This is a genomic window from Roseivirga sp. 4D4 (assembly GCF_001747095.1).
Classification (GTDB): Bacteria; Bacteroidota; Bacteroidia; order Cytophagales; family Cyclobacteriaceae; genus Roseivirga.
In genome coordinates this window covers 3,386,299-3,408,598 of the sequence record NZ_MDGP01000001.1, presented here as the reverse complement: position 1 = coordinate 3,408,598, position 22,300 = coordinate 3,386,299, and the positions used below count along the sequence as shown (strand labels likewise).

Genomic DNA, 22,300 nt, shown 5'->3' with positions numbered 1-22,300 from the left:
AAAACCACTAATATAGGACGTGACTAGTTCCATTCTTTCAATCGGCACTGCCGTACCCAAACACAAAATTCCCCAAACGCAAGTCGTAGAGTTTATGGCCAAAGCGCATGGCATGAAGGGGGCAGAACAAGGTCGCCTAAGAGCACTTTATCGTGCCTCAGGTATTGAAGATCGCTATTCCACCATTCCTGATTACGCCTCCAACCAATTAGAAGAGAGGGCATTCTATCCACCGAGTGAAGGGCTAGATCCATTTCCAACTACCAAAGCACGGTCGGATTATTATCGCAAAGAGGCCATTGAGCTTTCAGTGGAAAGCTCGAATAATTGCCTGGCTCAAACTGCTGTTGAGTCAAAAGACATCACCCATTTAATTACAATCAGCTGTACAGGAATGTACGCGCCCGGTTTGGATATTGACTTGGTCAATCGCCTTGGACTAAGTAAAAGTGTCCAACGTACCTGTATCAATTTCATGGGTTGTTATGCAGCCTTTGTAGGTATAAAAGCCGCGAATGCCTTCTGTGCTGCCGACCCAAAGGCGAAAGTTTTGGTTGTGGCGACTGAGCTTTGCACCCTCCATTTCCAAAATAAAACGGATGATGATAACTTAATCTCCAACGCCATTTTTGGTGATGGTTCAGCAGCCTTATTGATTTCCGCTGATACAAGCTTGGGTGCCGAAGTTCAGTTGAAACCTTTGACTTTTTACAATGAAGTCTTCTCAGAAGGCGAGCAAGAAATGGCATGGAACATTGGTGACTTTGGCTTTGAGATGAAACTCAGCGCCTATGTGCCGGTGCTCATCGAAAAAGGGATAAAGAACCTTGTGCAGCAGCTCAAAGATCAGGTCTCCATTGACGAAATTCATCATTATGCACTTCACCCAGGTGGGAAACGCATTTTGGAAGTCATAGAACAAGAGCTTGGACTAGATAAGAACCAGGACTGGGCTGGTCGTGAAGTATTAAAGAATTATGGTAACATGTCTTCTCCCACAGTGGTGTTTGTGTTAAAGAAGCTCTTCGAAACACTGAGTTCAAAGCACAAAGGAGATAAGATACTTTCTCTTGCCTTCGGACCAGGCCTTACCGTGGAGTCTATGATTTTAGAAGTTATTTAAGCTTCAAAAAGCCTTCGTTATAAAGCAAAAACTTTCCTAGGTTGGGGTGAGCGCTCAACAGACGCTTTTGCTTGCCTAAGAAGAAAGAGGAATCACCACTAAGCGAGGCTGGTTTCTTTCGACCAAAGAAATCCCGAAACATTGGGTTTCCAGAGGCATCTACAAAAGGCTCCCTATCTACTTCAGCACCAGGTTTCATAAAAATAAAGGGTCCAACAACGATCGAGTTATCTGGGTAGCTATGCCTCAGCTCAGTCTTCATGACCTCTTCTTCAGTTGGAAGGAAAATGTCCTTTCTTAATGGGTAGTAAGCCAAGGGGTTTTTGTATTCGCGCATGACTTTTAAAATGTGAGTCTGCGCCCTTTCATTCAAAGATGCTTCTTGCGCAAGTGCAGTGCCTGCCAAAGTACCCAGCATGAAGAGTGAAAAGAATAGTCTGGCAACGCGCATTATCCTTTAATTTAATGATTATGTTTAATAATAACAGATTGGTTTAGCGCATGTTTGAGAAAAGGGCTTACGAAGAAGAGTTAATGGATGATCTGGATTCTGGGGGAGAAATCATTGACCAAACCCTGAGAGAACTCGAAACCATCAATCGTTTATTGGGGGGAAACCAGGTGACCATCAATGGCCTGCAGAAGCTCCTCAAAAATCACACAGCCACTAAGCCGATCGTTATTGCGGACCTTGGCTGTGGCGGGGGAGACATCATGATTCTCGTAGCCAAGTGGGCCAGGAAAAAGGGCTACAAAGTCGAACTGAAAGGTTATGATGCGAACCCTAACATTATCGATTATGCCCGTAAGAACTGTATCGACTACCCCGAAATTTCATTTTACACTGAAGACATCTTTTCCGATGATTTTAAGGCCAATCGTTTCGATATCGTCATTTGCACACTTTTTACGCACCATTTTAAGGATGATCAACTGATATCCATTTTCCATCAGTTCAAAACACAGGCAAAGATTGGTGTAGTGATCAATGATTTACATCGACATTGGTTTGCCTATCACTCCATTAAGTTGCTCACACAACTATTTTCAAAATCACCTATGGTTCAATACGATGCCCCACTTTCGGTACGCAGGGCATTTCGGAAAAACGAATTGGAAAAGATTATGGCTTCGGCAGAAATCAACGCATTCTCCCTGAAGTGGATGTGGGCCTTTCGCTGGCAATTGATCTTCTAGCCTACCCAGGTGACTTTATCGTCAATAGACTTTCGTCTGCCCTTGGGCCATTTCTCCTTATTGATATTACCAACGTAGAGAAAGCCCATTAACTTATCATTAGGCCCCAAACCGAAGAAGGGCTTTGCTTCTTCGTAATAGGTGACACCTCCAGAACCCCAATAGCAACCGATGTTATTGGCCGCAGCGGTCAAGTACATATTCTGAACAGCCATTGCCACAGAGGCTAGCTCTTCCTGCTCGGGAACCGAAGCCTTAGGGTCTCTGGCCATGCCGATGGCTATGATATGCGAAGCCAACATGGGCTTTGTGGCCAATTTCTCGAATTTTCCTTGATCAAATTTCCCTTCTCTGGTACTCACTTCCTTATAGAGCTCAGACTGAAAGCCTGCTAACTTCTTTAAGCCTTCTCCACTAAAAACCACGAACCTCCATGGCTCTGTCAATCGATGTGTCGGTGCCCAGTTGGCATTTTCCAACATCTCCTTAATGATGGCATCATCTACAGGTTCGCCTGTGTATTGTGCTGGATATAGTGATCTCCTTTCTCTGAGGAGTTGATTGACAAGGTCTGGGTTCAAATCAGGCATATCAGTGATCGAGTTTTACTTTTAATCCAAAGTAATAGTTAATTGTTGCGGCAGGTTGAAAATATCTTCTACCAAAGGCATTCAAATCATTTCCTAAGCTGTAAGAAACATCAAATAGGTTGTCCACTCCACCATAGAGTTCAATGGGCAGGTTAAATAAGCTACCCTTATAACCGGCTCTCAGGTTCACCAAATTATAAGCTCGGGAAAAGAAGGTATTCGCATCATTTAAAGGAATCGGGTCTGAATAGTGATAGGTCAAGTTCAAATAGGCTCCTCCCTTCAGCATTAGGTCCGTTTGAATGTTCAACACATGGGGTGCTGTACCGGGCAGCGCCATACCTGAAAAGTCGTCACCATCATCAATATAGTCTTCGAATTGAAAATCATGGTAGGTATAAGCAAGAGAAGTACTGAGGCCTTGGATAACACCAGTTGGTGAGCTCAGCCAGTCCATTCTGGTTGATAGCTCCAGCCCTTTTTGACTCGTTTCCCCGGCATTTCTAAATAAGACCACTCCCTGACCATCTGTGAAAGTGGTAATGGCATCACTTAGCTGAAAGTAGAATAGGGCCAAGTCGAAAGAAAGCCTCTTTTGGGCCGCGGAACCACGAAAGTTCAGTTCGTAATTGGTTCCTGTTTCAGCTTGCAGACCAAGGTTGATACTGCCTTCATTAGTTCTTACCTCTGTGGTAGTAGGCGGTGAAAACCCCTTCATTACACTAAAGTGGATGGAATAATTGGAGCCCACTTGTTGAGAAATGGCCAGCCTTGGAGACCAAACGCCATCAAATTCCTTTACAAATCGCTGTGGTGCATTGTTGATTCTGTCAATGGTTCGGTTGATGTCATACTCCAAGGCATTCTGGCTTAGGCCAAAGGTCAAGCTTGTCTTATCGCTCAGCTGGTAATCCAGGTTCGCGAAAAACAATCGCTGGTCAATTTCAACCTCATCCGCAAAGCGGATCGTATCGGCCTCACCACCTATGTTCCCGAAGTTCTTACCATCAAAGAATGACTTTTGATATTCGATACCATAAGATAGGTTGAGGGGCTTGCCTCCCATGCTGAGCTTATTCTCGAACTCGGACCTCAAGCTAAACACCTGCTGATTATCTGATTTATAGTCTAGGATAAAGGGGTTTTCAAAATCACTCGTGCTTAAACCCAGGTTGGTCTGGTTAGACCAGTTTTCGTGGATCTGATACTCTTGGCCAACCGTAAAGAGAAAGAACTCATTGGCGATTGAAGCGTTACGCTCAATGCTTCGAGGTCTGGACTGACGAGGGTTTTCGGCACGCTGATCTGGGTTTAGACCTCCAGGAATTTCATAAAAGAGATCTGAATATAAAATGGAGGCGGTAATGGTTCTTTTCTCGCTAGGGAAAAACAGTCCATCGAGTTCAACGGTAGTTCTATCCAATGCATTATGTTCTCTGTAACCATCTGATTGCTGGTTCGACCATTTCAAGGTCAAGCTGCTGTTTTCGTTCAGCACATTATGGCTACCACTAAACTTCTGTGCCCCAAACGATCCAAATGACGCGCTCAAAAGTGAAGCATTCGACAGTGTTGACAAATCAGTGCTTTGAATCTTTATGACCCCTCCATTTCCAGCTCCAAAGGCACTGGCCGAAGGCCCTTTCATAATTTCCAGCTTTGCCGTATTGTTGAGGTCCAAAAGATTGAGAAAAGTATTTCCTCCGGGCTCTGTAAAAGGGATTCCGTTCCAATAGACTTTCACATTTCTAACCCCAAAAGGCGAGCGAATTGAGCTACCCCTTATGGATACCCGATAGCTTCCCCCAGCTCTTTGCTCAAACCGGATACCCGGTACGGTATTCACCGCATTGACCAAGCTAGACTCATCGAAGCGACTCAGAGTTCCCGGAGTTATTGCGGAAATGGCCCCTGCCTGACGGCTTAAGGACTGTTTACCAGTAAAGCCCTCCACAATCGCCTCACTCAAGACTCTATTTGAGGTACGAAGGATAATAATCAGGTCTTGATCAGGTCTTATAGTCACAGCTTGTCCTTCATAACCGACAAAAGAGACCCAGGCCAATTTAGGTTCAGCAACCTGAAGGTCAAACCTTCCATTCGGGTCGGATACGTAACCGACTGAATCATCTAGCAGCAATAAATTTGCGCCTTCCAGCGGTTCAAAAGATTCATTCTTAACCCGGACTTCCTGACCATTTATGAGAGTCGGAATACTAGCGCATAAAACAAGAAGGAGGAGTAAGCGAAGGTTTTTCAAGGGGTCGCGCATAAAATTCGGGCACTAATATCGGTGATTCGGGGGCTAAACAAAGTTCTTGATTATATTAATGGCAATGGGTTCAGCGTATAGACGTGTCAAAATATTCAATAGTCAGTCGGCTATGGAACAAGTATTCGTGGAAAAAGCCATAAGGGTTTTAAGAGTCGGGGAACAAAAAGTGTGTTTGGCAAAGACAAAAGGTGAGTTTTTCGCTTTTGAAGCCTTATGCCCTCACCAAAAACAACCCTTATCTGAGGGTAGCCTCAATGCCTTCGAAGAAATCATTTGTCCCTTGCATTTCTATCGGTTTAACTTGAAAACAGGGCAGGAAGCGAATAGGCTTTGTCAAGACCTCAAGACATTTCCGCTTGAGATTGAGGCGGACGGTGTCTATGTCAGGGTCTATTGAAGTTTTTATATTCCCCCAGATTGCATAATTTTCCAGCTTAGTGACCAAAGCTACGTACATTCTAAACCCTGTCGATCCCAATGCTCGGATCGTCTCAATGGATATATTGAGAGGCGTGGCCGTATTAGGCATTCTGGTCATGAATATTCAGAGCTTTGCCATGCCTTCTGTGGCTTATAGCAACCCCACTGCTTATGAGAATTTATCGGGCAATGATCTTTGGGTTTGGTTGATGAGTCATGTATTTGCTGACCAAAAGTTCATGGCCATATTCTCCATGATGTTCGGTGCCAGCATTGTTATGCTTTCTCAAAAGGCGAGAAAAGAACATATGCGTTCCACTGACCTGCAAAACAGGCGCTTTGTCTTTTTAGCCATTTTCGGCTTGATACATGCCTACCTTATCTGGTATGGTGACATCTTATTCGTATATGCCATTTGTGCCTTTTTCATGTTTATGTTTCGCAGCAAGAAATCAGGGGTTCAGATGAAAGCGGGTGTCATTCTGTTGATCATAGGCTCAGCCATTAGCCTCATCATAGGCTATACTACTCCATTGTGGGAGCCTGGCGAGTATGAGGCTGCCCGAACAGAAACCTGGATGCCAGAGCCCAGTACGATTGCCGAAGAAATAGAGTATTCACGGGGTACCTGGGAGCGTCAAATTCTTTATCGTGCGCCACAAGCTTTTAAAATGCAAACCACTGTTTTCATTTTCGAGACTTTTTGGAAGGTAGCCGGACTGATGCTGATCGGTATGGCCCTTTACAAGAGACGTGTATTCAAGGGAAAGCAAAGCACCAAGTACTATAGCAAAATGATCGGTTATGGCTTGGGATTAGGGCTTCCGCTGGTTGTTGTGGGCACCATGCTAAACTTTAATTATGAATGGGATTTCAGAATGAGTTTCTTTTTCTTCTCCCAATTCAATTATTGGGGCTCTGTTTTAGTTGCCCTGGGATATATTGGTGTTGTGATGCTTGTGACGAAGAACTCTACCCGCAGCTTTATTGCCAAACGCTTAGCCAGCGTAGGCAGGATGGCTTTGAGCACTTACTTGATACAATCGATTATTTGTGGCTTTTTATTCTATGGCCATGGACTTGCCCTTTTCGGAGATCTCGATCGGTCTTTTCAGTTGGTGGTTGTTTTGGCCATTTGGGTCTTTAACATAGCCTTTGCCAGTGTCTGGCTCACCTATTTCAAATATGGTCCATTTGAATGGCTATGGCGATCGCTTACCTATGGCAAAATGCAGCCGCTCTACAAAGAAGACTAGCTACCGTAATAATCTGCGTCTATTAACTCTTCCTGATCATTAGATTTCACAGCAAAGTTGAAGCCCTTGTGTATGGAGTAGGCTCCATATTCGCCACTTTTACTCAATGCCAAAAACCCAACCTGAAGGTCCTTGTAGTCATTCGGATATTTACGAACAATACGCTCTACTGCCTGTTTGCAAGCTTCATAGGGAGACAAACCCTGTCTCATGAGCTCGACAATCATATGCGCTCCGCAAATCTTTATGACGAACTCTCCTAAGCCTGTTGCCGTACAGGCGCCCACCTCATTGTCCACATAAAGACCTGCACCAATAATAGGGGAATCCCCCACACGACCATGCATTTTCCATGCAGCGCCACTGGTGGTACAAGCTCCGGACAGGTTACCCATATCATCAAGTGCTACCATGCCGATCGTATCATGGTTTTCGATGTTAATCTTTGGCTTGTAATCCTGATTCTTCAACCAGTTCTTCCATGCCTTTTCCGATTTTTCGGTGAGTAGGTTCTCTTCCTTGAAGCCTTTTTCTACAGCAAACTGTCTGGCACCTTCACCCACCAACATGACATGGGGGGTATCATCCATCACCTTTCTGGCTACAGAGATTGGGTTTTTGATGTTTTGGAGAAAGGCCACCGACCCGCAGTTTTCGAACTCATCCATAATGCAGGCGTCCAGCGTAACCACACCATCACGATCGGGAAAACCACCAATGCCAACAGTCGCATTATTCGGGTCATCCTCGGTAATTCGAACGCCCTTTTCTACCGCATCTACCGCACGGCCCTTTTGAGAAAGCACTTCCCAGGCACCGGCATTCGCTTCCATTCCATGGTTCCAGGTAGAAATCACGATCGGCTTTTTAGGGGCTTTCGGTGCCTCACAAGCCATACTGCTTAAACTAGCCGTTGTTACGGCCAAACCGCTATAGATAGATGATTTTAAGAATTTTCTTCTGTTCGTCATGTCGTCCGTTTTGACCAAGATATTGAAATCATATGGCTATTGCTCAACCGTTGATCAATGGATTTCATTTTTCCCTCAAACTGAATAACTTCCGCCATGAAAAATTTTTTGATGCTGGCCATCGCCTTGATATTTTTTGCCAGCTGCCAACCTAAATCCCCTGAAGTTATTACTCCCCAAATTGTTCCGCAGCCTCAATCCCTGGAATACAATTTGGAAAAACACTTTAACCTGAACAGCAGACCCATTCTTTTGTCTGAAACAGAAGAGGCCAAACAAGTCATGCTCTTTCTCCATGACTACTTTAAGTCAACGGGTTGGTCTTCGGAACTTCATGAGTCTGGCAATGCCCAAATTCATTTTAAGGCGAATCCCGAACTAGCCGAAGAAGCCTATTCGCTGACGGTAGATCATGAAGGCGTCACTATAAAAGCCTCCACTTCCAAGGGCTTTTTCTATGGTACACAGTCTCTGATTCAAATGCTTCCCACGGACAAGCACATTGCAGTGCTTCCTTATATGACCATTAACGATGCGCCTCGTTTTGCCTGGAGAGGACTACACCTTGATGTTTGTCGTCACTTTTTCCCGGTCGACTTTGTGAAAAAATACATCGACCTGATGGCTTTCTATAAGCTCAATACCTTCCACTGGCACCTGACAGAAGATCAAGGTTGGCGCATAGAAATCAAGAAATATCCAAAGCTCACCGAAATCGGTAGCCAGCGAAAGGAAACCATAGTGGAGAAGAACTTCGATCCATTTATCGGAGATGGTCAACCTTATGGCGGTTTCTATACGCAGGATGAAATTCGTGAGGTAGTCGCCTATGCAGCCGAAAGGCAGATTACCGTGGTTCCGGAAATTGAAATGCCCGGACATAGCCTTGCGGCCTTAGCGGCCTACCCTGAATTGGGTTGTGGCCCTGGGCCTTATGAAGTCGGTACCAAATGGGGAGTATATGAAGACATTTACTGCCCTAGCGAAAAGACTTTTGAGTTTCTGGAAGATGTACTGACGGAAGTGATCGACTTATTCCCAGGGGAGTATATCCACATTGGGGGTGACGAAGCTCCAAAAGCCGCTTGGAAGAAGAGTCAACTCGCGCAGCAGGTGATCAAGCGGGAAGGACTTAAAGATGAGTTCGAATTGCAGAGCTATTTCATCAAGCGCATGGAGAAATTCTTGGTGAGCAAGGGCAAAAAACTGATCGGCTGGGATGAGATTCTCGAAGGTGGCCTGGCCCCAGAAGCAACGGTAATGTCCTGGCGTGGTGAGAAAGGTGGTATTGAAGCTGCTGAGGCGGGTCATGATGTCGTGATGTCACCCAATGCCGACATGTACTTCGACCATTATCAGGCGCGAAAGGAAACCCAACCCTTGGCCATTGGTGGCTTCACGACATTGGAAAGTGTTTACCACTATGAACCTATTCCCGCTGAACTGGGTGAGGCACATCACAAGCATGTATTGGGTGCACAAGCTAATGTCTGGACAGAGTATATGAAGACGACCGATTATGTGGAATACATGGCTTACCCTCGTGTAGTGGCGCTATCCGAAACGGTATGGACGAAGCCTGAGCATAAAGATTGGGCTCATTTTCAAAACAAGATGGCCCAGCAGTATCGATTGCTGGATGCACGTGATGTCAATTACTTCAATGCAGCAAAGGACACTGTAGCCACAAGCAATTAGGCGGTTGGCTCACTGTCTTAACGAGTGTTAACGTTCGCGTCCATTCGTAACCAGATGCAGATGTTCGAGTATACTAGGTAAAATATCTTCTATGAGAGTTCTTGTGCTGTCCCTTTGCCTACTGGTTAGCCATGTGGTAAAGGCCAATGATCCAATTGTCGCCTTACCCTTTGAAATTCATCTGGGTCATGTCTATATCAAAGGACAAGTCAATGATGGTCGTCCGATCAATGTTGTTTTTGATACAGGCGCTGCCGCCAATCTGGCGAGCGAAGCTGTTGCCGAAGAAATCGGGTTAACCGTATCGGGCGAGCAGACCGTTTTAGGCGCTTCCGGACCTGTAACCATTAAGCGTTCGACTAATAATGACCTGATGCTGGGGGACGATCTCAAATTAAAGAATCAAACCTTTCTGGTGATGAATCTCGATCACTTGGGCGATGAGGACTATCCATTGGACGCAGTGATCGGGGCAAACGTTTTAAATCGGTATACCGTGGAAATGGATTTTGAAAAAGGATTAATCAATCTCTTCACCAGAAATAATTTTCCTGCTCCCGAAGGTTATGAAGCTCATAAAATTTCCCTCGTTCCCTTTAACGTGCCAAAAATTGATGCGAGTCTTTTGCTCGAAGATGGCGAAGTGATTACAGGTCCTTATCTAGTCGATACTGGAGCAGCGCTGGCATTGCGTATCAATTCACCTACGGTGAGAGAAAAGGAATTGGTGGACAAAGTCACGCCCAATTACAAATACACTTCAAAGGCATTGGGCAATGAAGCTACCGACTACATAGGGCGCTTGAAAACTTATGAGGTCTTAGGTCAAAAGTTTGATGCTGTGCCGATGAGAATGGCCACGGTCCGCAATGGCGTGAGTGGACGAAGCGATATCAACGGCATTCTGGGACTGGAAATCTTAAAGCGATTCAACACCATCTATGATTACAAAAAACAGGTGATGTACATCAAACGCAATAGCCTGTTCGATCAACCCTATCGCGAAAACAAAAGCGGATTGAAGTTCAAGAAAGAGGATGGTGCCCTGACCGTTGTCAATGTTATTGCTACTTCGTCCGGTGAAAAAGCCGGAATCAAATTAGGCGACATTATCGTATCTGTCGATGGCCAAAAGGGAATGACCCATGACGAATGTGTGGCCTACTTATCCAATGCCAAGGGCACCGTGAAATTGAAAATCATGCGAAATGGGAAGGCAATCGATATCTCTTTGAAGCCGGCTTCCTTGATTTAGCAGCGCTATTTTTTTGAGGGGTTCTCAACCCCATGCATCCTTTGTTCCAGGCTTTGCGTCTTTGATAAGGAGTTTAATTTCAGCATATTAGACTTGGTCAAACCGCCAATAGGCGAAAAACTCAAAATTAACCACTATGCTCTATTCCTATTTTCGCACTGCCTTCCGCAGCCTGCTCAAAAACAAAGCCTTCTCTTTTCTTAATATCATCGGTTTAGCCCTGGGCATGGCCTGTTGTATGGTCATCTTTCAGTATGTGACCTTTGAGAAGAGTTATGATAAGTTTCACTCCAACTATGAGAACATCTATCGGGTGCAGTACAATTACTTTCAAAACGGTAATAACATATTTGAGTGTGCCGCAGCTGTTCCTGCAGTCGGACCCGAGATGAAGAATAACTTTCCTGAAGTGTTGGAGTTTTCTCGTGCCTTTCCCGTTTCGGGATTGATCACACAAGAGGATGTGACCTTCCGAGAGGAAAAGCTACAAATTGTGACCCCTTCCTGGCTGACCATGTTCGATTGGAAAATGGTGGAGGGCGATCCGGAAACGGCCTTGGAAGGACCTAAGAAAGCGGTGCTATCACAAAGGGCAGCAAAGAAATATTTTGGGGATGAAAGCCCTATCGGTAAAACTATTAAATGGAGCAGCCAGTGGCTGAATATTGAGTTTATGGTCACAGGAATCTTTGAAGATGTTCCCGACAATTCGCATATCAAATTCGATATCCTTTTGTCATTCCAAACCTTAGTTGATGCTACCGATGGCGATGCCGAAACCAATTGGGGCTGGTATGACTTCAATACTTATGTGGCGCTGGCCGATGGTACCGATCCGATCGCTTTCAACAAAAAATTTGATGCCCACCTGAATGAAATTAAGGGCGAGGAATATGCCAATGGCAATAGGCGTCAGGAGTTTCCGCTGCAGGCCTTGACGGATATTCATTTACAGTCCGACCTGCTGCAAGAGTCGGAGCCTGAGGAGAATGGTGATGCTCAGTCTGTTTATTTTCTAGGGATCCTCGCGATTTTCATTTTGGTGATCGCCTGGGTGAATTATATCAATCTGGCCTCCGCTAAATCGATGGAAAGGGCCAAAGAAGTGGGCGTGAGAAAGGTTATGGGCGCTTTCAAGCGTAATCTGATCTTCCAATTTATCATAGAGTCTATCCTGATCAACTTTGTGGCCGCTTTGATTTCCGTTGGGCTGGTAGCGCTGTCTCTGCCCTACTTTAATGACCTGACAGGCTCGCCACTGACGCTAGGCCTTATTTTCAATTCTGGCACCTGGGCGATCGTGATTGGTGTGTTTTTTCTCGGTGCTTTTCTATCCAGCTTATACCCAGCCTTTGTGCTTTCTTCCTTCAGGCCAATAGCCGTTTTAAAAGGAAAAATGACGACTTCGCACAAAGGTATTTTCCTTAGAAAGGGTTTGGTGACCTTTCAGTTCTTGGCTTCTGTATTTCTGATTGCCGGAACGCTGATCGTTTACAAGCAGCTTCAGTTTTTGAAAAACCAAGACCTGGGCTTCGATATGCAGGAGACTTTGGTACTTCAGGGTCCTGGAATTCTCGAGGTAGATTCACTCTTTGGCAATTATTTGGGAAGCTTTAAAAATGAGGTGCTCAAGTTGCCGAACGTTACGGAATTCAGTAGCTCCAGTAATGTGCCTGGTGATGAAATCTTCTGGACCAATGGGGCCAAAAGAGCCGAAGAGCCCAACTCAGAGTTTAAGACCATCTATAATGTTGGTGTAGATTATACATACTTCCCTGCCTATGATATTGACGTGATTGCTGGGCGAAACTATGACAAGACTTTTCCTACCGATGCTGATGCGGCCATAATGAATGAGGCGGGGATCAAGTTTCTGGGTTTTGCTTCGGCTGAAGAGGCTGTTGGTCAAAAAATCACCCACAATGGTCAGGAGAAAATGATTGTCGGGGTGGTGGACAACTACAACCAGATGTCATTGAAGAATACGGTATCACCCATACTCTTTAACCTGATTCCGAATAACCGAAGTTATTTGACCGTCAAGTTTTCCGGAGGAAGCGGCCGAGAGGTCCTATCCGGACTTGAACCAAGTTGGAATGCCTTCTTCCCGGGTAACCCGATCGATTATTTCTATTTAGATACCTTCTTTAACCGTCAGTATGAGAAGGAAGATCAGTTTGGAAAGGTGTTTATCATCTTCTCGGTGCTGGCCATTATTGTTTCTTGTTTAGGGCTGTTTGGCCTATCTGCTTTTAGCGCACTTCAGCGTACGAAGGAGATTGGCGTGCGGAAAGTACTGGGTGCTTCGGTGTCCAATATCCTCCTATTGCTATCCCGAGAGTATTTCTTACTGATCTTGCTAGCAGTCGTGATCGGAACTCCGATTACCTACTTTGTAATGGACGGCTGGTTGAACAACTTTGCCTATCGCACCGATATCGGTGCGGTGGTCTTTGCCGTTTCAGCGGTGATTGTTTTGTCCGTAGCCCTATTAACCGTGAGCTATCAAACGATCAAGAGTGCTAGGATGAACCCATCGAATACGTTGCGGTATGAGTGATTGGGTTTTGGGTTGTTGGGAATTAGGTGAAAGGTATAACAATCCATAGCCTAGAAACCAGAACCAAAGCGTTATTCCGGAATTTTTATTCCTAAATTCAAGAGGGAATAAAAATATCCGGAATCTAAATCGTTAACAAGCTATGAACCTCGTTGGCAACATTATATGGATCGTCTTTGGGGGGTGCCTGCCTGCCGCAGGTAGGGATGATTCTCCTGGGAATCGACTGAGTGATGTAAAAATGTATGGCTGATGAACTTGGTTGGTAATATCATTTGGATTGTATTCGGAGGTTGGATGATCGCACTCGAATACATTATTGGAGGCATTGCCCTATGCCTGACCATTGTGGGAATTCCGTTTGGCATTCAGTGCTTTAAACTGGCCATACTGGGTTTTGCACCTTTTGGGCAGCAGATAGAACCCGGTAGAACCTTAAGCGGTTGTCTGTCCTTACCACTCAATATTATCTGGTTGGTCTTTGGTGGATTCTGGGTATTTCTCACCCACCTGATCTGGGGCCTAATCTTTACCATTACTATTATCGGTATTCCTTTTGGCGCCCAGCACTTTAAACTGGCAGGCCTGGCTTTCGCTCCTTTTGGGAGGGGGATATGAGTAAGTAAGTTAGTCTTGAAGTTCCAAATCCAAAACGAACCTATCGCCAGTAATCACGGTATTGAAAATCGACCCTAAAAGGATTCCGGATACTATGATATTGGCATTCTCCATTAGTTTTCTTTGTTCTCCCAAGCCTATGAATCCTACAAGCTCTCTTAACTTGTCAAGTGTCATAGCGTCTGACCTGTTTAACCTCTCTACTAACTCCGAAGCGAATCTACCGATATCATCAATCAACTCAATCGGGTTGTTTTTAGAGCGGTCTTTATTTGTCCAGTTTTCTTGCAGCCCTGGAGCATCAACAGAAGCTACGAAATCCTGAAAGTTCATTAAGATATCACCAATTTCGCAATCTAAAGCCATAATTTGTAAGGACTCCCAGACTGTCTCAAAGCTTCTTTTATCCAAGGGAAATTGCATTAAGTTCTTGGAATTTCCGTAGCAAAAATTGACCCACCAAAATGTCTTCTCAATTTCCTTATTACTTACATTTCTCAGCTCAAACCTGACTCCGCTACCAAGCCTTAAGCCTGGTACTGCGAGCCAAAAAGACCTTTTCCAAGAGAATTTACTCCCCTTGCTTTCAGGACTAAAAAACTTAGGTACGTTTTCCGTGGACAAATTTATCCTTCCCTCACTAACTGGTACAGCTACTTCGTCTAGGCTCGTTTCGAGCATACTTTGAGCAATATAATAAGTCAACAATGGCGGAACCGCGTTGCCTATCATTTTCAGTTTGCCACCATAGGAGTTGCTATGGAACTGATAATCAGCAGGAAAGGTTTGAACACACCCTCGCTCTCGAACGGTCAACCTTCTGTACTTCTCAGGGTCATCTTCAATTATTATGCTCTCGCGTGATACCCTTGTACAGAGGGCGGTTATAGTTCTCGAAGGTCTATCGAGAATATCCGGGAAGGACATTTTATTGTAAACAGGGTGATGGGTTTTTGAATCAGAGTTGATACGTTTTTCCTCGTCCGTTAATGGCGCCTCATGAATATTATCTGTTAGTGTCTTTAGTGAGTGGCCATAAATCGGGTCCAAGAGGTTTTCTCGCTTTAGGCCCATGACTACTTCTCCAAGGGTTCTTCTTGGAGTGACTTCCTGATATGATTCGAAAAGCCCAAAAGGAAATCTTCCAGCAATCATTCTTTTCCGGTTTTGAGGAACTCCGTAGTCCGCGGAGTTGTAGACTTTAATGACTCTGAACTGATCGTCAAAAAGGTGTGAGTATCGTTCCAGGGGCCCACCCTTTTCAATACTTTTCTCTATTATGCCAGCCACTCTAGGAACATTCTCCATCGCCCAGTATTTCGGCTTTATGTAATCCACTACTTCAAGAAATTTTGCTACATCAACTAACCCATCTACCAAATCACCATTTCCACCTCTATTGGCAAATGAAAATTGCGTACAAGGCGGGCTTCCAACCACAAAATCGATTTCATCTTTTGGAGGCAAATCACTATAGACATCTAATTCTCTAATGTTTTTTTCCTTGTGCTTAGTTCCAAAATTAGCGTTGTGGGTCTCATTGGCATCCTTCCACCATTCAAAAGAGGAAACCACTTCTATTCCAGCCATCTTAAAGCCAAGGGTCCAGCCGCCTATCCCACTGTATAAATCAATCGCTTTCATTTTCAAAATTTAGTTTAGACTGAACAGATTTCTTTTCACGCCCGTAGTGAACCTTAGCTTCTGTTACTTTCAAGATTTCTTGGTAATCTTCTTCTGTTTCCAAAATTGAGGCTATCTCATCACTTAAGTATGTTAACTTGAGGTACGACTCAGGCGTATCAAACAAGTTGGATACAACCCTTATAATATCTCCAACTCTCTTCTTTGGAAACCTATTTTCATTCTCAATTCTACTAAGAACTGCTACGTCAACATCAAGTGCATTCGCAAGCCGTCTTTGTGTCCATTGCTCTTTTTCTCTCAGTTCCTTTATCTGTTGGCCAAAGGATTTCATGGCATAATTTTATTGATAAATTTTATCTTGACAAAATTTATCAATACAAAATTTATCAATACATCACGAAATATGAGGCTCAGCTTCAAAGTTCTAAGCAGGCCTTGGTCCTATTTCCGATAAACTAGAAACACCTTCAACTGGTTGATCATTTAGATATGCATTTATTATTCTGTACAAATTAGCTGACCTTCCTTTTCTAGTTATATCCTTTATTCCATCGAATTGAGATTGAGAAACATCGATTATGGGCGTTTCATTGTCGGAATAAATTCCAACCATGAGAATAGGGAGGGTAATCGACAAATCCGCAGAGGGTAGCTCCCTTATGCATCTCTCAAAATTGGTAATGTTAGAATCAATCCGTCTTGCAAGACTATTCATCGGTACGATGCACAACCCCATGTTTATCAAATTCTTTGAATACGCAGTTTGAAATTTAAATATATCTGAGTACCATCTAGACATATTTCCAAATTGTACTTCAGATTGTATAGTAAGGCCATTAAAATCCTTTTTGAAGTCAGCCTTTAAATTGGAGCCCTTTATTCCTGTAGCATCAGGGTGAAACTGCCACCCGTGAGTTGATGAAAAACCTACATCAAAATATGCATTCAATAGCTGCTGAACTACCTCTAAGCCAGCATTCTTACGCGACTTTCCTGGCCAAACAAATAAAGGACATTCTCTTATGACTGCTGAAATCTCATGAATGGCTGCAGCGTAGGTAGGATGTTCAATTATTTCTCTAGCAAACCTATAGCTGAAAATCTCAAAATTCATTAAGCAGAGATTCTTTCCTTCCCTATTCCAATCAAGACACATGGGCAAGGATCACCCACGCCTCTGTCCATTCTAGTAGTCAGTTTCTGCATGTGTGTAGTTGAGGTTCCATACTTGGATGAGCATAATAAACGTGCAATGGCAGCGACTGACTCTTCTCGATCAAAACTTACCATATTCGATATTCTTGCACTTGCCTTCTGGGATAAACTTAACTTTTCTGACAATTGCTCAATACTATAAGGGTATATATCGTTCAGAAATCTTTTATATACTTCTATCAACTCCTGCTGAAGGCTTTCGCCACGGGTGATTATTATACCAAGCGTAAGTTCTCCTAGTTGATGTAGCTTTCTAAAGTTTTCTAAATCTCTATCAAAGAATGGGTCCTTATTGTTCCACTCGATTTCTAAGCCAATATTTCCTTTGCCAAACTCCTTGTAATGATCAATCTCATGGCTTTCAGAGGTAAGCACTTTTTCTCGTACCTTATGCTCACTCTCAATATTGATCTTTTCCCAGTTGTGCTCATAAAGTTTGTCTCTAAGGTTTTGTGTTATTGAGCTTAACCCTCCACCAGCAGAAATTAGTTGTGCCTCAGTAATTTGGAACTCTTCAAGTACCTTCTCTAAATCTGATAGAGCATCCTGAAAATGATCCTTGATAATTGAGTCTGCAAAACGTGTGAAGTAAACTTCGTATCCAAAAACTGTGAGTACTTCGGGGTTTTTGTAATAATTTGACATAATGATCAAAAAAGAAATATAATAAATCCAAACTGCAAGATGGCACATGGATACCATCAATTTAAGCTTCCAAATGCTTTAGGAAACCTAACTCTTAGTCCCCACCAACAGCTCTCTAATATCTACATCGAGTTTTTCGGCAATGCGAGAGAGCATGTCTATGCGGGGTTGCATTTCGTTAGTACACCACTTGGAGACAGTGGTTTTATTTACATCTAGCTGTTCGGCTAGCCATAGATTGGTGCGGCCCGTCTCGGCCAGTACGGCCTTGATCCGGTTCAGTTTCTTGGTCATGTGGAGCTTGTTTACTCCAAATTATCAAATTAATGGCTTATCGCTTCTTGTTTGCAATAGCTTTTAACAGCACTTTGATTCACTTTAATTATACTAAGTTTGTTTTATAGTATTATTTAAAATACATTTAAGCAATTATATGGATGTATAAAACAACTATATCATACGACTCAATTGACTACTGATTTTCTCTGAACCATGATAGGATAGGGAAGAAACAAACATCAACTGATCAATGAGCTCAATACCTCTTTACGGAGCTTGTACCGTCTCACAGATGGTGGGCGGTTGAGGTGTTGGTCCTTTGATATGATTTTTAGGTTGTGTTTGGTGTAAAGCGATAAGGGGTTCTCGGTACCTAAGCACCCATTGGTATTGAGGCCTCTTTCGTGTTTACCCCCTCCGCTCTTCGAGCACCTCCCCAAGGGGAGGACAAGGCCAACTCCGGCTTTGCGCCTGCGCTGAAGCTTCAGCGTAAGCGTTCGTTCACCCTGTCTGCCGACAGGCAGGCTCCCCAGTTTGGGGGAGGATTTGGACTCGTGAATAAAAAAAGCGAACCGTATGGTTCGCCTTTTATTTGTTTAGAGGGCTGGGCCCTGGTGTCCAAAAGACATTTATCTTAAAAGAGGTATACCCCCTCCGACCTGCGGCCACCCTGTCTGCCGACAGGCAGGCTCCCCAAGGGGAGGACAGGCTAAGCGAAGAAGTATGGGAATTTACCTTCTTTGATCATGGTATCAGCTACTTGTCTTCTGAGCTCTTTGGTGTTCACCAAATCCATTTTAGTGAATCGCTTTAAGCCCATTAGCATTACCTTTTGCTCATCTCCTTTTGTGAATGAGGCAATGGCTTCTTTTGCAGCAGCGTTGATTCTATCTACAGCTTGCGCCATGTAGATTTGCGTCATCGCAATGTAGTCCGCGCAAGCTTCTTCGCCTCTTAGGCTGATCAGCTTCTCGGTTCTTAACATGGCAGATTCTACTGCATAAATCTCGATGAGAATATCCGCCAGGTTCATCATGACCTCTTGCTCATCCTCGATGCGATCTTGTAAAGCCATCGCAGCTTTACCACCCACCATTAGGAAGACCTTCTTTAGGTTTTTGATGACTTCCTTCTCTGCGTTGAAAAGTACTGACTTGTCAATCGTAGAGAAAGTCGGTACTGCAGTCAATTCTTTCGACACGGCCATCGCTGGCTCAAACATATTGAGTTCGCCTTTCATCGCACGCTTAAGGATCATACCAATCATTAACATGCGGTTGATCTCGTTGGTCCCTTCGTAAATTCTTGCAATACGGGCATCTCTGTACGCACGCTCCATTGGTGCGTCTGCCGAGTATCCCATTCCTCCATATACCTGAAGGCCCTGGTCAACTACATAGTCAAGTACTTCTGAACTGTGAATCTTTCCGATCGCACATTCAATAGCAAACTGCTCGACCCCTTTTAGTTTGGCCTGAGCGTCATCCATGCCTGAAGCCGTAAGATCATTGATCTTGTCTTCAATGTTTTGGCCTGCTCTATAATCCAATGACTCTGTTACATAAACACGGGTGGCCATTTCGGCTAGCTTATGCTTAATCGCACCAAAGCTGGAGATCGAAACATTGAATTGCTTTCTTTCATTCGCGTACTGTGTCGCTTGAGAGATGACTGTTCTGCAACCACCCAATACACCTGCACCGAGTTTGATTCGGCCAATGTTCAGGATATTTACCGCAATCTTAAATCCGTTTTGCCTTTCTGAAAGCATGTTCTCCACCGGCACTTCCGTGTCGTTGAAGAATACCTGACGGGTAGAAGAACCCTTGATTCCGAGTTTCTTCTCTTCATCGTTCATGGTAATGCCATTGAAAGATTTTTCTACGATGAAGGCGGTAAGGTTCTTATCGTCTTCGATTTTCGCGAAAACGATAAAGAGGTCTGCGAACCCTGCATTGGAGATCCACATTTTCTGACCCGTGATTTTGTAATGACTTCCGTCTTCTGAAAGTACCGCTTTAGTCTTCCCAGAATTCGCATCAGAACCTGCATCAGGTTCCGTCAAACAGTAACAGGCTGCCCACTGTCCCGTAGCCAATAATGGAAGGTATTTCTGTTTTTGTTCCTCGTTTCCGTAATACAAAATCGGTAGTGTACCGATACCCGTGTGGGCTCCGTATGTTGTAGAAAAAGAACCTGCCGCACCGATAATATCCGCGATGAGCATGCCTGTATTAAAGCTCATGCCCAACCCGCCATAGTTCTCTGGGACGGAAATACCTAGTAGACCTAGTTCTCCCGCTTTCTTGAAGATTTGCGGAACCAACTCAGGGTCTTTCATGCTATCGATCTCGTCCGCCTTTGGGGTAATTTCGGTATCGATAAAATCTTGACAGGCTTGCGCCATCATTTTTTGCTCTTCGGAAAACTCTTCTGGAATGAAGACTTCCTGGGCGTCTGTTTCTCTGACGAGAAATTCGCCTCCTTTGATTGAACGTTTAGTAACTGTAGTCATGTGATTGTATTTCGTTATTAGTATTGAGTACTGGGTAGTGAGTATTGATTACTTAAGCGATTTCTTTAGGTTAAAAATCATCTTTTGTAGTTGATCAATCTCACTGGTCAATACTTCAAACATTTCCATATTCAATAATTCTAATCTCTTTGCTATGATCAATTGTGTTTCTATTTCACACAAAGAGCCATATGCAATTCCTAACATCTGGTTGAATTCTCCTTTAGTATTCCTACCAGCACCTTCAGCAATATTTGAACTCACAGACACTGAAGCTCTTCTTAGTTGGCTCGTCAACCCAAACCTCTCGTCACTGGGGAAACCCTGAGTTGACTGATAAACTTTCTCTGCCAACTCAATGGCCTTCTGCCATATTTTGAGCTCTTTATAATTATGCATCTGTTTATTCAAATGTGAGTAGTCTCAATACGCACTACTCATTACGCTATACTATTTCAGAAACTCGTAGATTCCTGCTACTCCCTGGCCACCACCAACACATGCGGTCACCATACCATATTTGGCATTACCCATTCTCCTCATCTCGTTGAAAAGCTGTACCGAAAGCTTGGCTCCTGAACAACCCAGTGGATGGCCTAATGCAATTGCTCCTCCGTTCACGTTTAACTTTGAACGATCTAAGTCGAGCTCTTTGATGACTGCCAAAGATTGCGCGGCAAATGCTTCATTTAGCTCGATCAAGTCTAAATCGGATTGTTTCAAGCCTGCTTGCTTCAGGGCTTTTGGCACCGCCTCCACTGGACCGATACCCATGATTCGTGGGTGTACCCCGATCGCTGTGTAAGTCACCATTCTAGCGATTGGCTCTAGCTTCAACTCTTTTACCATTCGCTCAGACATTACCATCACAAATGAAGCACCATCTGAAACTGGTGAAGAGTTACCAGCGGTTACCTGCCCGCCTTGTGCGAACACGGGTCTCAAACCACCGAGTACATCCATGGATGTGTCTCCTCGAGGTCCTTCGTCCTTATCAACCGTGTATGACTTCTCGTGAATTTTTCCATCAGGACCAACTACTTTGTCCGTGACCTTAATCGGTACAATTTCATCGTCAAACTTGCCGGCCGCTTGTGCCGCCACTGCCTTGGTATGTGAATCCAGTGCAAATTGATCGGCTTCTTCTCTATTGATATTGAATTCCTTGGCTACCTGCTCAGCAGTTAAACCCATGCTGAGATAATAGTCGTTATGCTCGGTGGCCAATTTGTAGTTCAAGGCTGTTTTGTATCCCATCACTGGAACCATCGACATGGATTCGGTTCCGCCTGCAATGATGCAGTCTGCCGTTCCTGCATGTACTCTGGCTGAAGCCAAAGCAATCGCTTCGAGGCCTGAACCACAATATCTATTGACCGTAACTCCAGGTACTTCGATCGGCAATGACAAGAGTGAAATCATTCTGGCCATTTGCATGCCTTGCTCTGCTTCTGGGACCGCGTTACCCACGATCAAATCATCCACGCGTTTCGCGTCAAAGCCATCTACCTGGCTTACCAAATGCTTTATTACATCGGCAGCCATATCATCAGGGCGAACTGTTTTCAAAACACTTCTTTTACCCCTACCTACTGCCGTCCTATATCCTGCTACTATATATGCATTCATTAGATTATTAGATTATAGAGATCAGATATTAGACTATTGACCTCTTAGTTTATTCATTAAACCAATTATCATTCTTTGTACTTCAGATAATTTGGCCGTCATCTCGTCAAATGCAGAACTCTCTAAATAACTCAAGTCTGCTGATACAATTAATTGGCTTTCCAGCTCATAAGATGAGCCTAGTGCCATATCCAGAAAACGGGCAAAGTCATTGTCTGTCCCTCTTCCAGCACCTTCTGCTATATTCGACATCACAGATACGGCACATGATTGCATCTGTGATATCAAGTTGTATTTCTCACTCTTCGGAAGCCCAGCGGTTACCACATAAACTTCCTTGACCATTATTCTCGCCTTTTGCCATACTTTCAGTTCTTTAAAGTTGTGCATGAGTCTAATGTCTAAAA

The 22,300-nt window shown here is 44.1% G+C and carries 21 protein-coding genes; 8 read left to right on the top strand and 13 right to left on the bottom strand.

Annotation, left to right across the window (positions count from 1 at the left end; translation table 11 throughout):
- Positions 1 to 19 precede the first annotated feature (19 nt).
- Positions 20 to 1,123 (top strand): type III polyketide synthase, encoded by a 1,104-nt coding sequence (locus BFP97_RS14925; RefSeq protein ID WP_069843190.1) that lies wholly within the window; start codon positions 20 to 22, stop codon positions 1,121 to 1,123.
- Here BFP97_RS14925 and BFP97_RS14920 read toward each other — a convergent pair.
- Positions 1,116 to 1,574, bottom strand: coding sequence for a hypothetical protein (locus tag BFP97_RS14920; protein ID WP_069843189.1), 459 nt, complete (start codon positions 1,572 to 1,574; stop codon positions 1,116 to 1,118). The two genes, BFP97_RS14925 and BFP97_RS14920, sit on opposite strands and share 8 nt — an antisense overlap.
- 50 nt (positions 1,575 to 1,624) lie before the next feature.
- On the opposite strand from BFP97_RS14920, the gene BFP97_RS14915 reads away from it, so the two are divergent.
- Positions 1,625 to 2,320 (top strand): methyltransferase domain-containing protein, encoded by a 696-nt coding sequence (locus BFP97_RS14915; protein ID WP_069843188.1) that lies wholly within the window; start codon positions 1,625 to 1,627, stop codon positions 2,318 to 2,320.
- Here the strand turns inward: BFP97_RS14915 and BFP97_RS14910 are convergent.
- Together BFP97_RS14910 and BFP97_RS14905 are read right to left on the bottom strand one after the other, a co-directional pair.
- On the bottom strand, positions 2,317 to 2,910 hold the full coding sequence (locus BFP97_RS14910; RefSeq protein WP_069843187.1) for a nitroreductase: 594 nt from the start codon (positions 2,908 to 2,910) through the stop codon (positions 2,317 to 2,319). The two genes, BFP97_RS14915 and BFP97_RS14910, sit on opposite strands and share 4 nt — an antisense overlap.
- A gap of 1 nt (position 2,911) precedes the next feature.
- Positions 2,912 to 5,182 carry a TonB-dependent receptor gene (locus tag BFP97_RS14905; RefSeq protein WP_083262588.1) on the bottom strand — a complete coding sequence of 757 codons (2,271 nt, stop codon included), beginning with the start codon at positions 5,180 to 5,182 and terminating at the stop codon, positions 2,912 to 2,914.
- 112 nt (positions 5,183 to 5,294) lie between these two features.
- Between BFP97_RS14905 and BFP97_RS14900 the strand changes: the two genes are divergently transcribed.
- Entirely contained in the window at positions 5,295 to 5,582 is a 288-nt protein-coding gene (locus BFP97_RS14900) for a Rieske (2Fe-2S) protein (protein ID WP_170827477.1), read from the top strand.
- 40 nt (positions 5,583 to 5,622) lie between these two features.
- The gene (locus BFP97_RS14895) at positions 5,623 to 6,861 is read left to right on the top strand and encodes a DUF418 domain-containing protein (protein WP_069843186.1); all 1,239 of its coding nucleotides are present in this window, start codon (positions 5,623 to 5,625) and stop codon (positions 6,859 to 6,861) included.
- Here the strand turns inward: BFP97_RS14895 and BFP97_RS14890 are convergent.
- Positions 6,858 to 7,832, bottom strand: coding sequence for an isoaspartyl peptidase/L-asparaginase family protein (locus BFP97_RS14890; RefSeq protein ID WP_069843185.1), 975 nt, complete (start codon positions 7,830 to 7,832; stop codon positions 6,858 to 6,860). The two genes, BFP97_RS14895 and BFP97_RS14890, sit on opposite strands and share 4 nt — an antisense overlap.
- Before the next feature lie 96 nt (positions 7,833 to 7,928).
- Between BFP97_RS14890 and BFP97_RS14885 the strand changes: the two genes are divergently transcribed.
- The 4 genes from BFP97_RS14885 to BFP97_RS14870 all read left to right on the top strand — a co-directional run bounded on the left by BFP97_RS14885 (position 7,929) and on the right by BFP97_RS14870 (position 13,963).
- Positions 7,929 to 9,530, top strand: coding sequence for a beta-N-acetylhexosaminidase (locus tag BFP97_RS14885; RefSeq protein ID WP_069843184.1), 1,602 nt, complete (start codon positions 7,929 to 7,931; stop codon positions 9,528 to 9,530).
- A gap of 91 nt (positions 9,531 to 9,621) precedes the next feature.
- The gene (locus BFP97_RS14880; RefSeq protein WP_083262585.1) at positions 9,622 to 10,785 is read left to right on the top strand and encodes an aspartyl protease family protein; all 1,164 of its coding nucleotides are present in this window, start codon (positions 9,622 to 9,624) and stop codon (positions 10,783 to 10,785) included.
- Positions 10,786 to 10,921: 136 nt separating this feature from the next.
- On the top strand, positions 10,922 to 13,345 hold the full coding sequence (locus tag BFP97_RS14875) for an ABC transporter permease (RefSeq protein ID WP_069843182.1): 2,424 nt from the start codon (positions 10,922 to 10,924) through the stop codon (positions 13,343 to 13,345).
- Between the two features lie 252 nt (positions 13,346 to 13,597).
- Positions 13,598 to 13,963, top strand: a complete 366-nt coding sequence (locus tag BFP97_RS14870; protein ID WP_069843181.1) for a YccF domain-containing protein — start codon at positions 13,598 to 13,600, stop codon at positions 13,961 to 13,963.
- A gap of 9 nt (positions 13,964 to 13,972) precedes the next feature.
- Here BFP97_RS14870 and BFP97_RS14865 read toward each other — a convergent pair whose 3' ends face one another.
- From BFP97_RS14865 to BFP97_RS14825, 9 genes are all read right to left on the bottom strand, one after another.
- Complete coding sequence (locus BFP97_RS14865) at positions 13,973 to 15,607, bottom strand: DNA cytosine methyltransferase (RefSeq protein ID WP_069843180.1); 1,635 nt, start codon at positions 15,605 to 15,607, stop codon at positions 13,973 to 13,975.
- Entirely contained in the window at positions 15,594 to 15,941 is a 348-nt protein-coding gene (locus BFP97_RS14860; RefSeq protein ID WP_069843179.1) for a helix-turn-helix domain-containing protein, read from the bottom strand. Before BFP97_RS14860 ends, BFP97_RS14865 begins: the two co-directional genes overlap by 14 nt.
- Before the next feature lie 93 nt (positions 15,942 to 16,034).
- Positions 16,035 to 16,724, bottom strand: a complete 690-nt coding sequence (locus BFP97_RS14855) for a BglII/BstYI family type II restriction endonuclease (protein ID WP_069843178.1) — start codon at positions 16,722 to 16,724, stop codon at positions 16,035 to 16,037.
- A complete protein-coding gene (locus BFP97_RS14850; protein WP_069844333.1) occupies positions 16,724 to 17,470 on the bottom strand; it encodes a BglII/BstYI family type II restriction endonuclease in 747 nt (248 codons plus the stop codon). Before BFP97_RS14850 ends, BFP97_RS14855 begins: the two co-directional genes overlap by 1 nt.
- An 87-nt stretch (positions 17,471 to 17,557) precedes the next feature.
- Positions 17,558 to 17,764 carry a helix-turn-helix transcriptional regulator gene (locus tag BFP97_RS14845; RefSeq protein WP_069843177.1) on the bottom strand — a complete coding sequence of 69 codons (207 nt, stop codon included), beginning with the start codon at positions 17,762 to 17,764 and terminating at the stop codon, positions 17,558 to 17,560.
- Between the two features lie 694 nt (positions 17,765 to 18,458).
- Positions 18,459 to 20,264, bottom strand: a complete 1,806-nt coding sequence (locus BFP97_RS14840; protein WP_069843176.1) for an acyl-CoA dehydrogenase family protein — start codon at positions 20,262 to 20,264, stop codon at positions 18,459 to 18,461.
- A 48-nt stretch (positions 20,265 to 20,312) separates the two neighbouring features.
- The gene (locus BFP97_RS14835) at positions 20,313 to 20,663 is read right to left on the bottom strand and encodes a four helix bundle protein (protein ID WP_069843175.1); all 351 of its coding nucleotides are present in this window, start codon (positions 20,661 to 20,663) and stop codon (positions 20,313 to 20,315) included.
- Positions 20,664 to 20,714: 51 nt separating this feature from the next.
- On the bottom strand, positions 20,715 to 21,893 hold the full coding sequence (locus BFP97_RS14830; RefSeq protein WP_069843174.1) for an acetyl-CoA C-acyltransferase: 1,179 nt from the start codon (positions 21,891 to 21,893) through the stop codon (positions 20,715 to 20,717).
- Positions 21,894 to 21,926: 33 nt separating this feature from the next.
- Positions 21,927 to 22,283, bottom strand: a complete 357-nt coding sequence (locus tag BFP97_RS14825; RefSeq protein ID WP_069843173.1) for a four helix bundle protein — start codon at positions 22,281 to 22,283, stop codon at positions 21,927 to 21,929.
- Between the last annotated feature and the right edge of the window lie 17 nt (positions 22,284 to 22,300).

Coding starts and splice junctions, on each gene's coding strand:
- BFP97_RS14920 (WP_069843189.1), bottom strand. CDS start 1,574: ATGCGCGTTGCCAGACTATTCTTTTCACTCTTCATGCTGGGTACTTTG.
- BFP97_RS14865 (WP_069843180.1), bottom strand. CDS start 15,607: ATGAAAGCGATTGATTTATACAGTGGGATAGGCGGCTGGACCCTTGGC.
- BFP97_RS14875 (WP_069843182.1), top strand. CDS start 10,922: ATGCTCTATTCCTATTTTCGCACTGCCTTCCGCAGCCTGCTCAAAAAC.
- BFP97_RS14880 (WP_083262585.1), top strand. CDS start 9,622: ATGAGAGTTCTTGTGCTGTCCCTTTGCCTACTGGTTAGCCATGTGGTA.
- BFP97_RS14910 (WP_069843187.1), bottom strand. CDS start 2,910: ATGCCTGATTTGAACCCAGACCTTGTCAATCAACTCCTCAGAGAAAGG.
- BFP97_RS14890 (WP_069843185.1), bottom strand. CDS start 7,832: ATGACGAACAGAAGAAAATTCTTAAAATCATCTATCTATAGCGGTTTG.
- BFP97_RS14885 (WP_069843184.1), top strand. CDS start 7,929: ATGAAAAATTTTTTGATGCTGGCCATCGCCTTGATATTTTTTGCCAGC.
- BFP97_RS14825 (WP_069843173.1), bottom strand. CDS start 22,283: ATGCACAACTTTAAAGAACTGAAAGTATGGCAAAAGGCGAGAATAATG.
- BFP97_RS14870 (WP_069843181.1), top strand. CDS start 13,598: ATGAACTTGGTTGGTAATATCATTTGGATTGTATTCGGAGGTTGGATG.
- BFP97_RS14835 (WP_069843175.1), bottom strand. CDS start 20,663: ATGCATAATTATAAAGAGCTCAAAATATGGCAGAAGGCCATTGAGTTG.
- BFP97_RS14860 (WP_069843179.1), bottom strand. CDS start 15,941: ATGAAATCCTTTGGCCAACAGATAAAGGAACTGAGAGAAAAAGAGCAA.
- BFP97_RS14830 (WP_069843174.1), bottom strand. CDS start 21,893: ATGAATGCATATATAGTAGCAGGATATAGGACGGCAGTAGGTAGGGGT.
- BFP97_RS14845 (WP_069843177.1), bottom strand. CDS start 17,764: ATGACCAAGAAACTGAACCGGATCAAGGCCGTACTGGCCGAGACGGGC.
- BFP97_RS14905 (WP_083262588.1), bottom strand. CDS start 5,182: ATGCGCGACCCCTTGAAAAACCTTCGCTTACTCCTCCTTCTTGTTTTA.
- BFP97_RS14850 (WP_069844333.1), bottom strand. CDS start 17,470: ATGTCAAATTATTACAAAAACCCCGAAGTACTCACAGTTTTTGGATAC.
- BFP97_RS14900 (WP_170827477.1), top strand. CDS start 5,295: ATGGAACAAGTATTCGTGGAAAAAGCCATAAGGGTTTTAAGAGTCGGG.
- BFP97_RS14840 (WP_069843176.1), bottom strand. CDS start 20,264: ATGACTACAGTTACTAAACGTTCAATCAAAGGAGGCGAATTTCTCGTC.
- BFP97_RS14855 (WP_069843178.1), bottom strand. CDS start 16,724: ATGAATTTTGAGATTTTCAGCTATAGGTTTGCTAGAGAAATAATTGAA.
- BFP97_RS14915 (WP_069843188.1), top strand. CDS start 1,625: ATGTTTGAGAAAAGGGCTTACGAAGAAGAGTTAATGGATGATCTGGAT.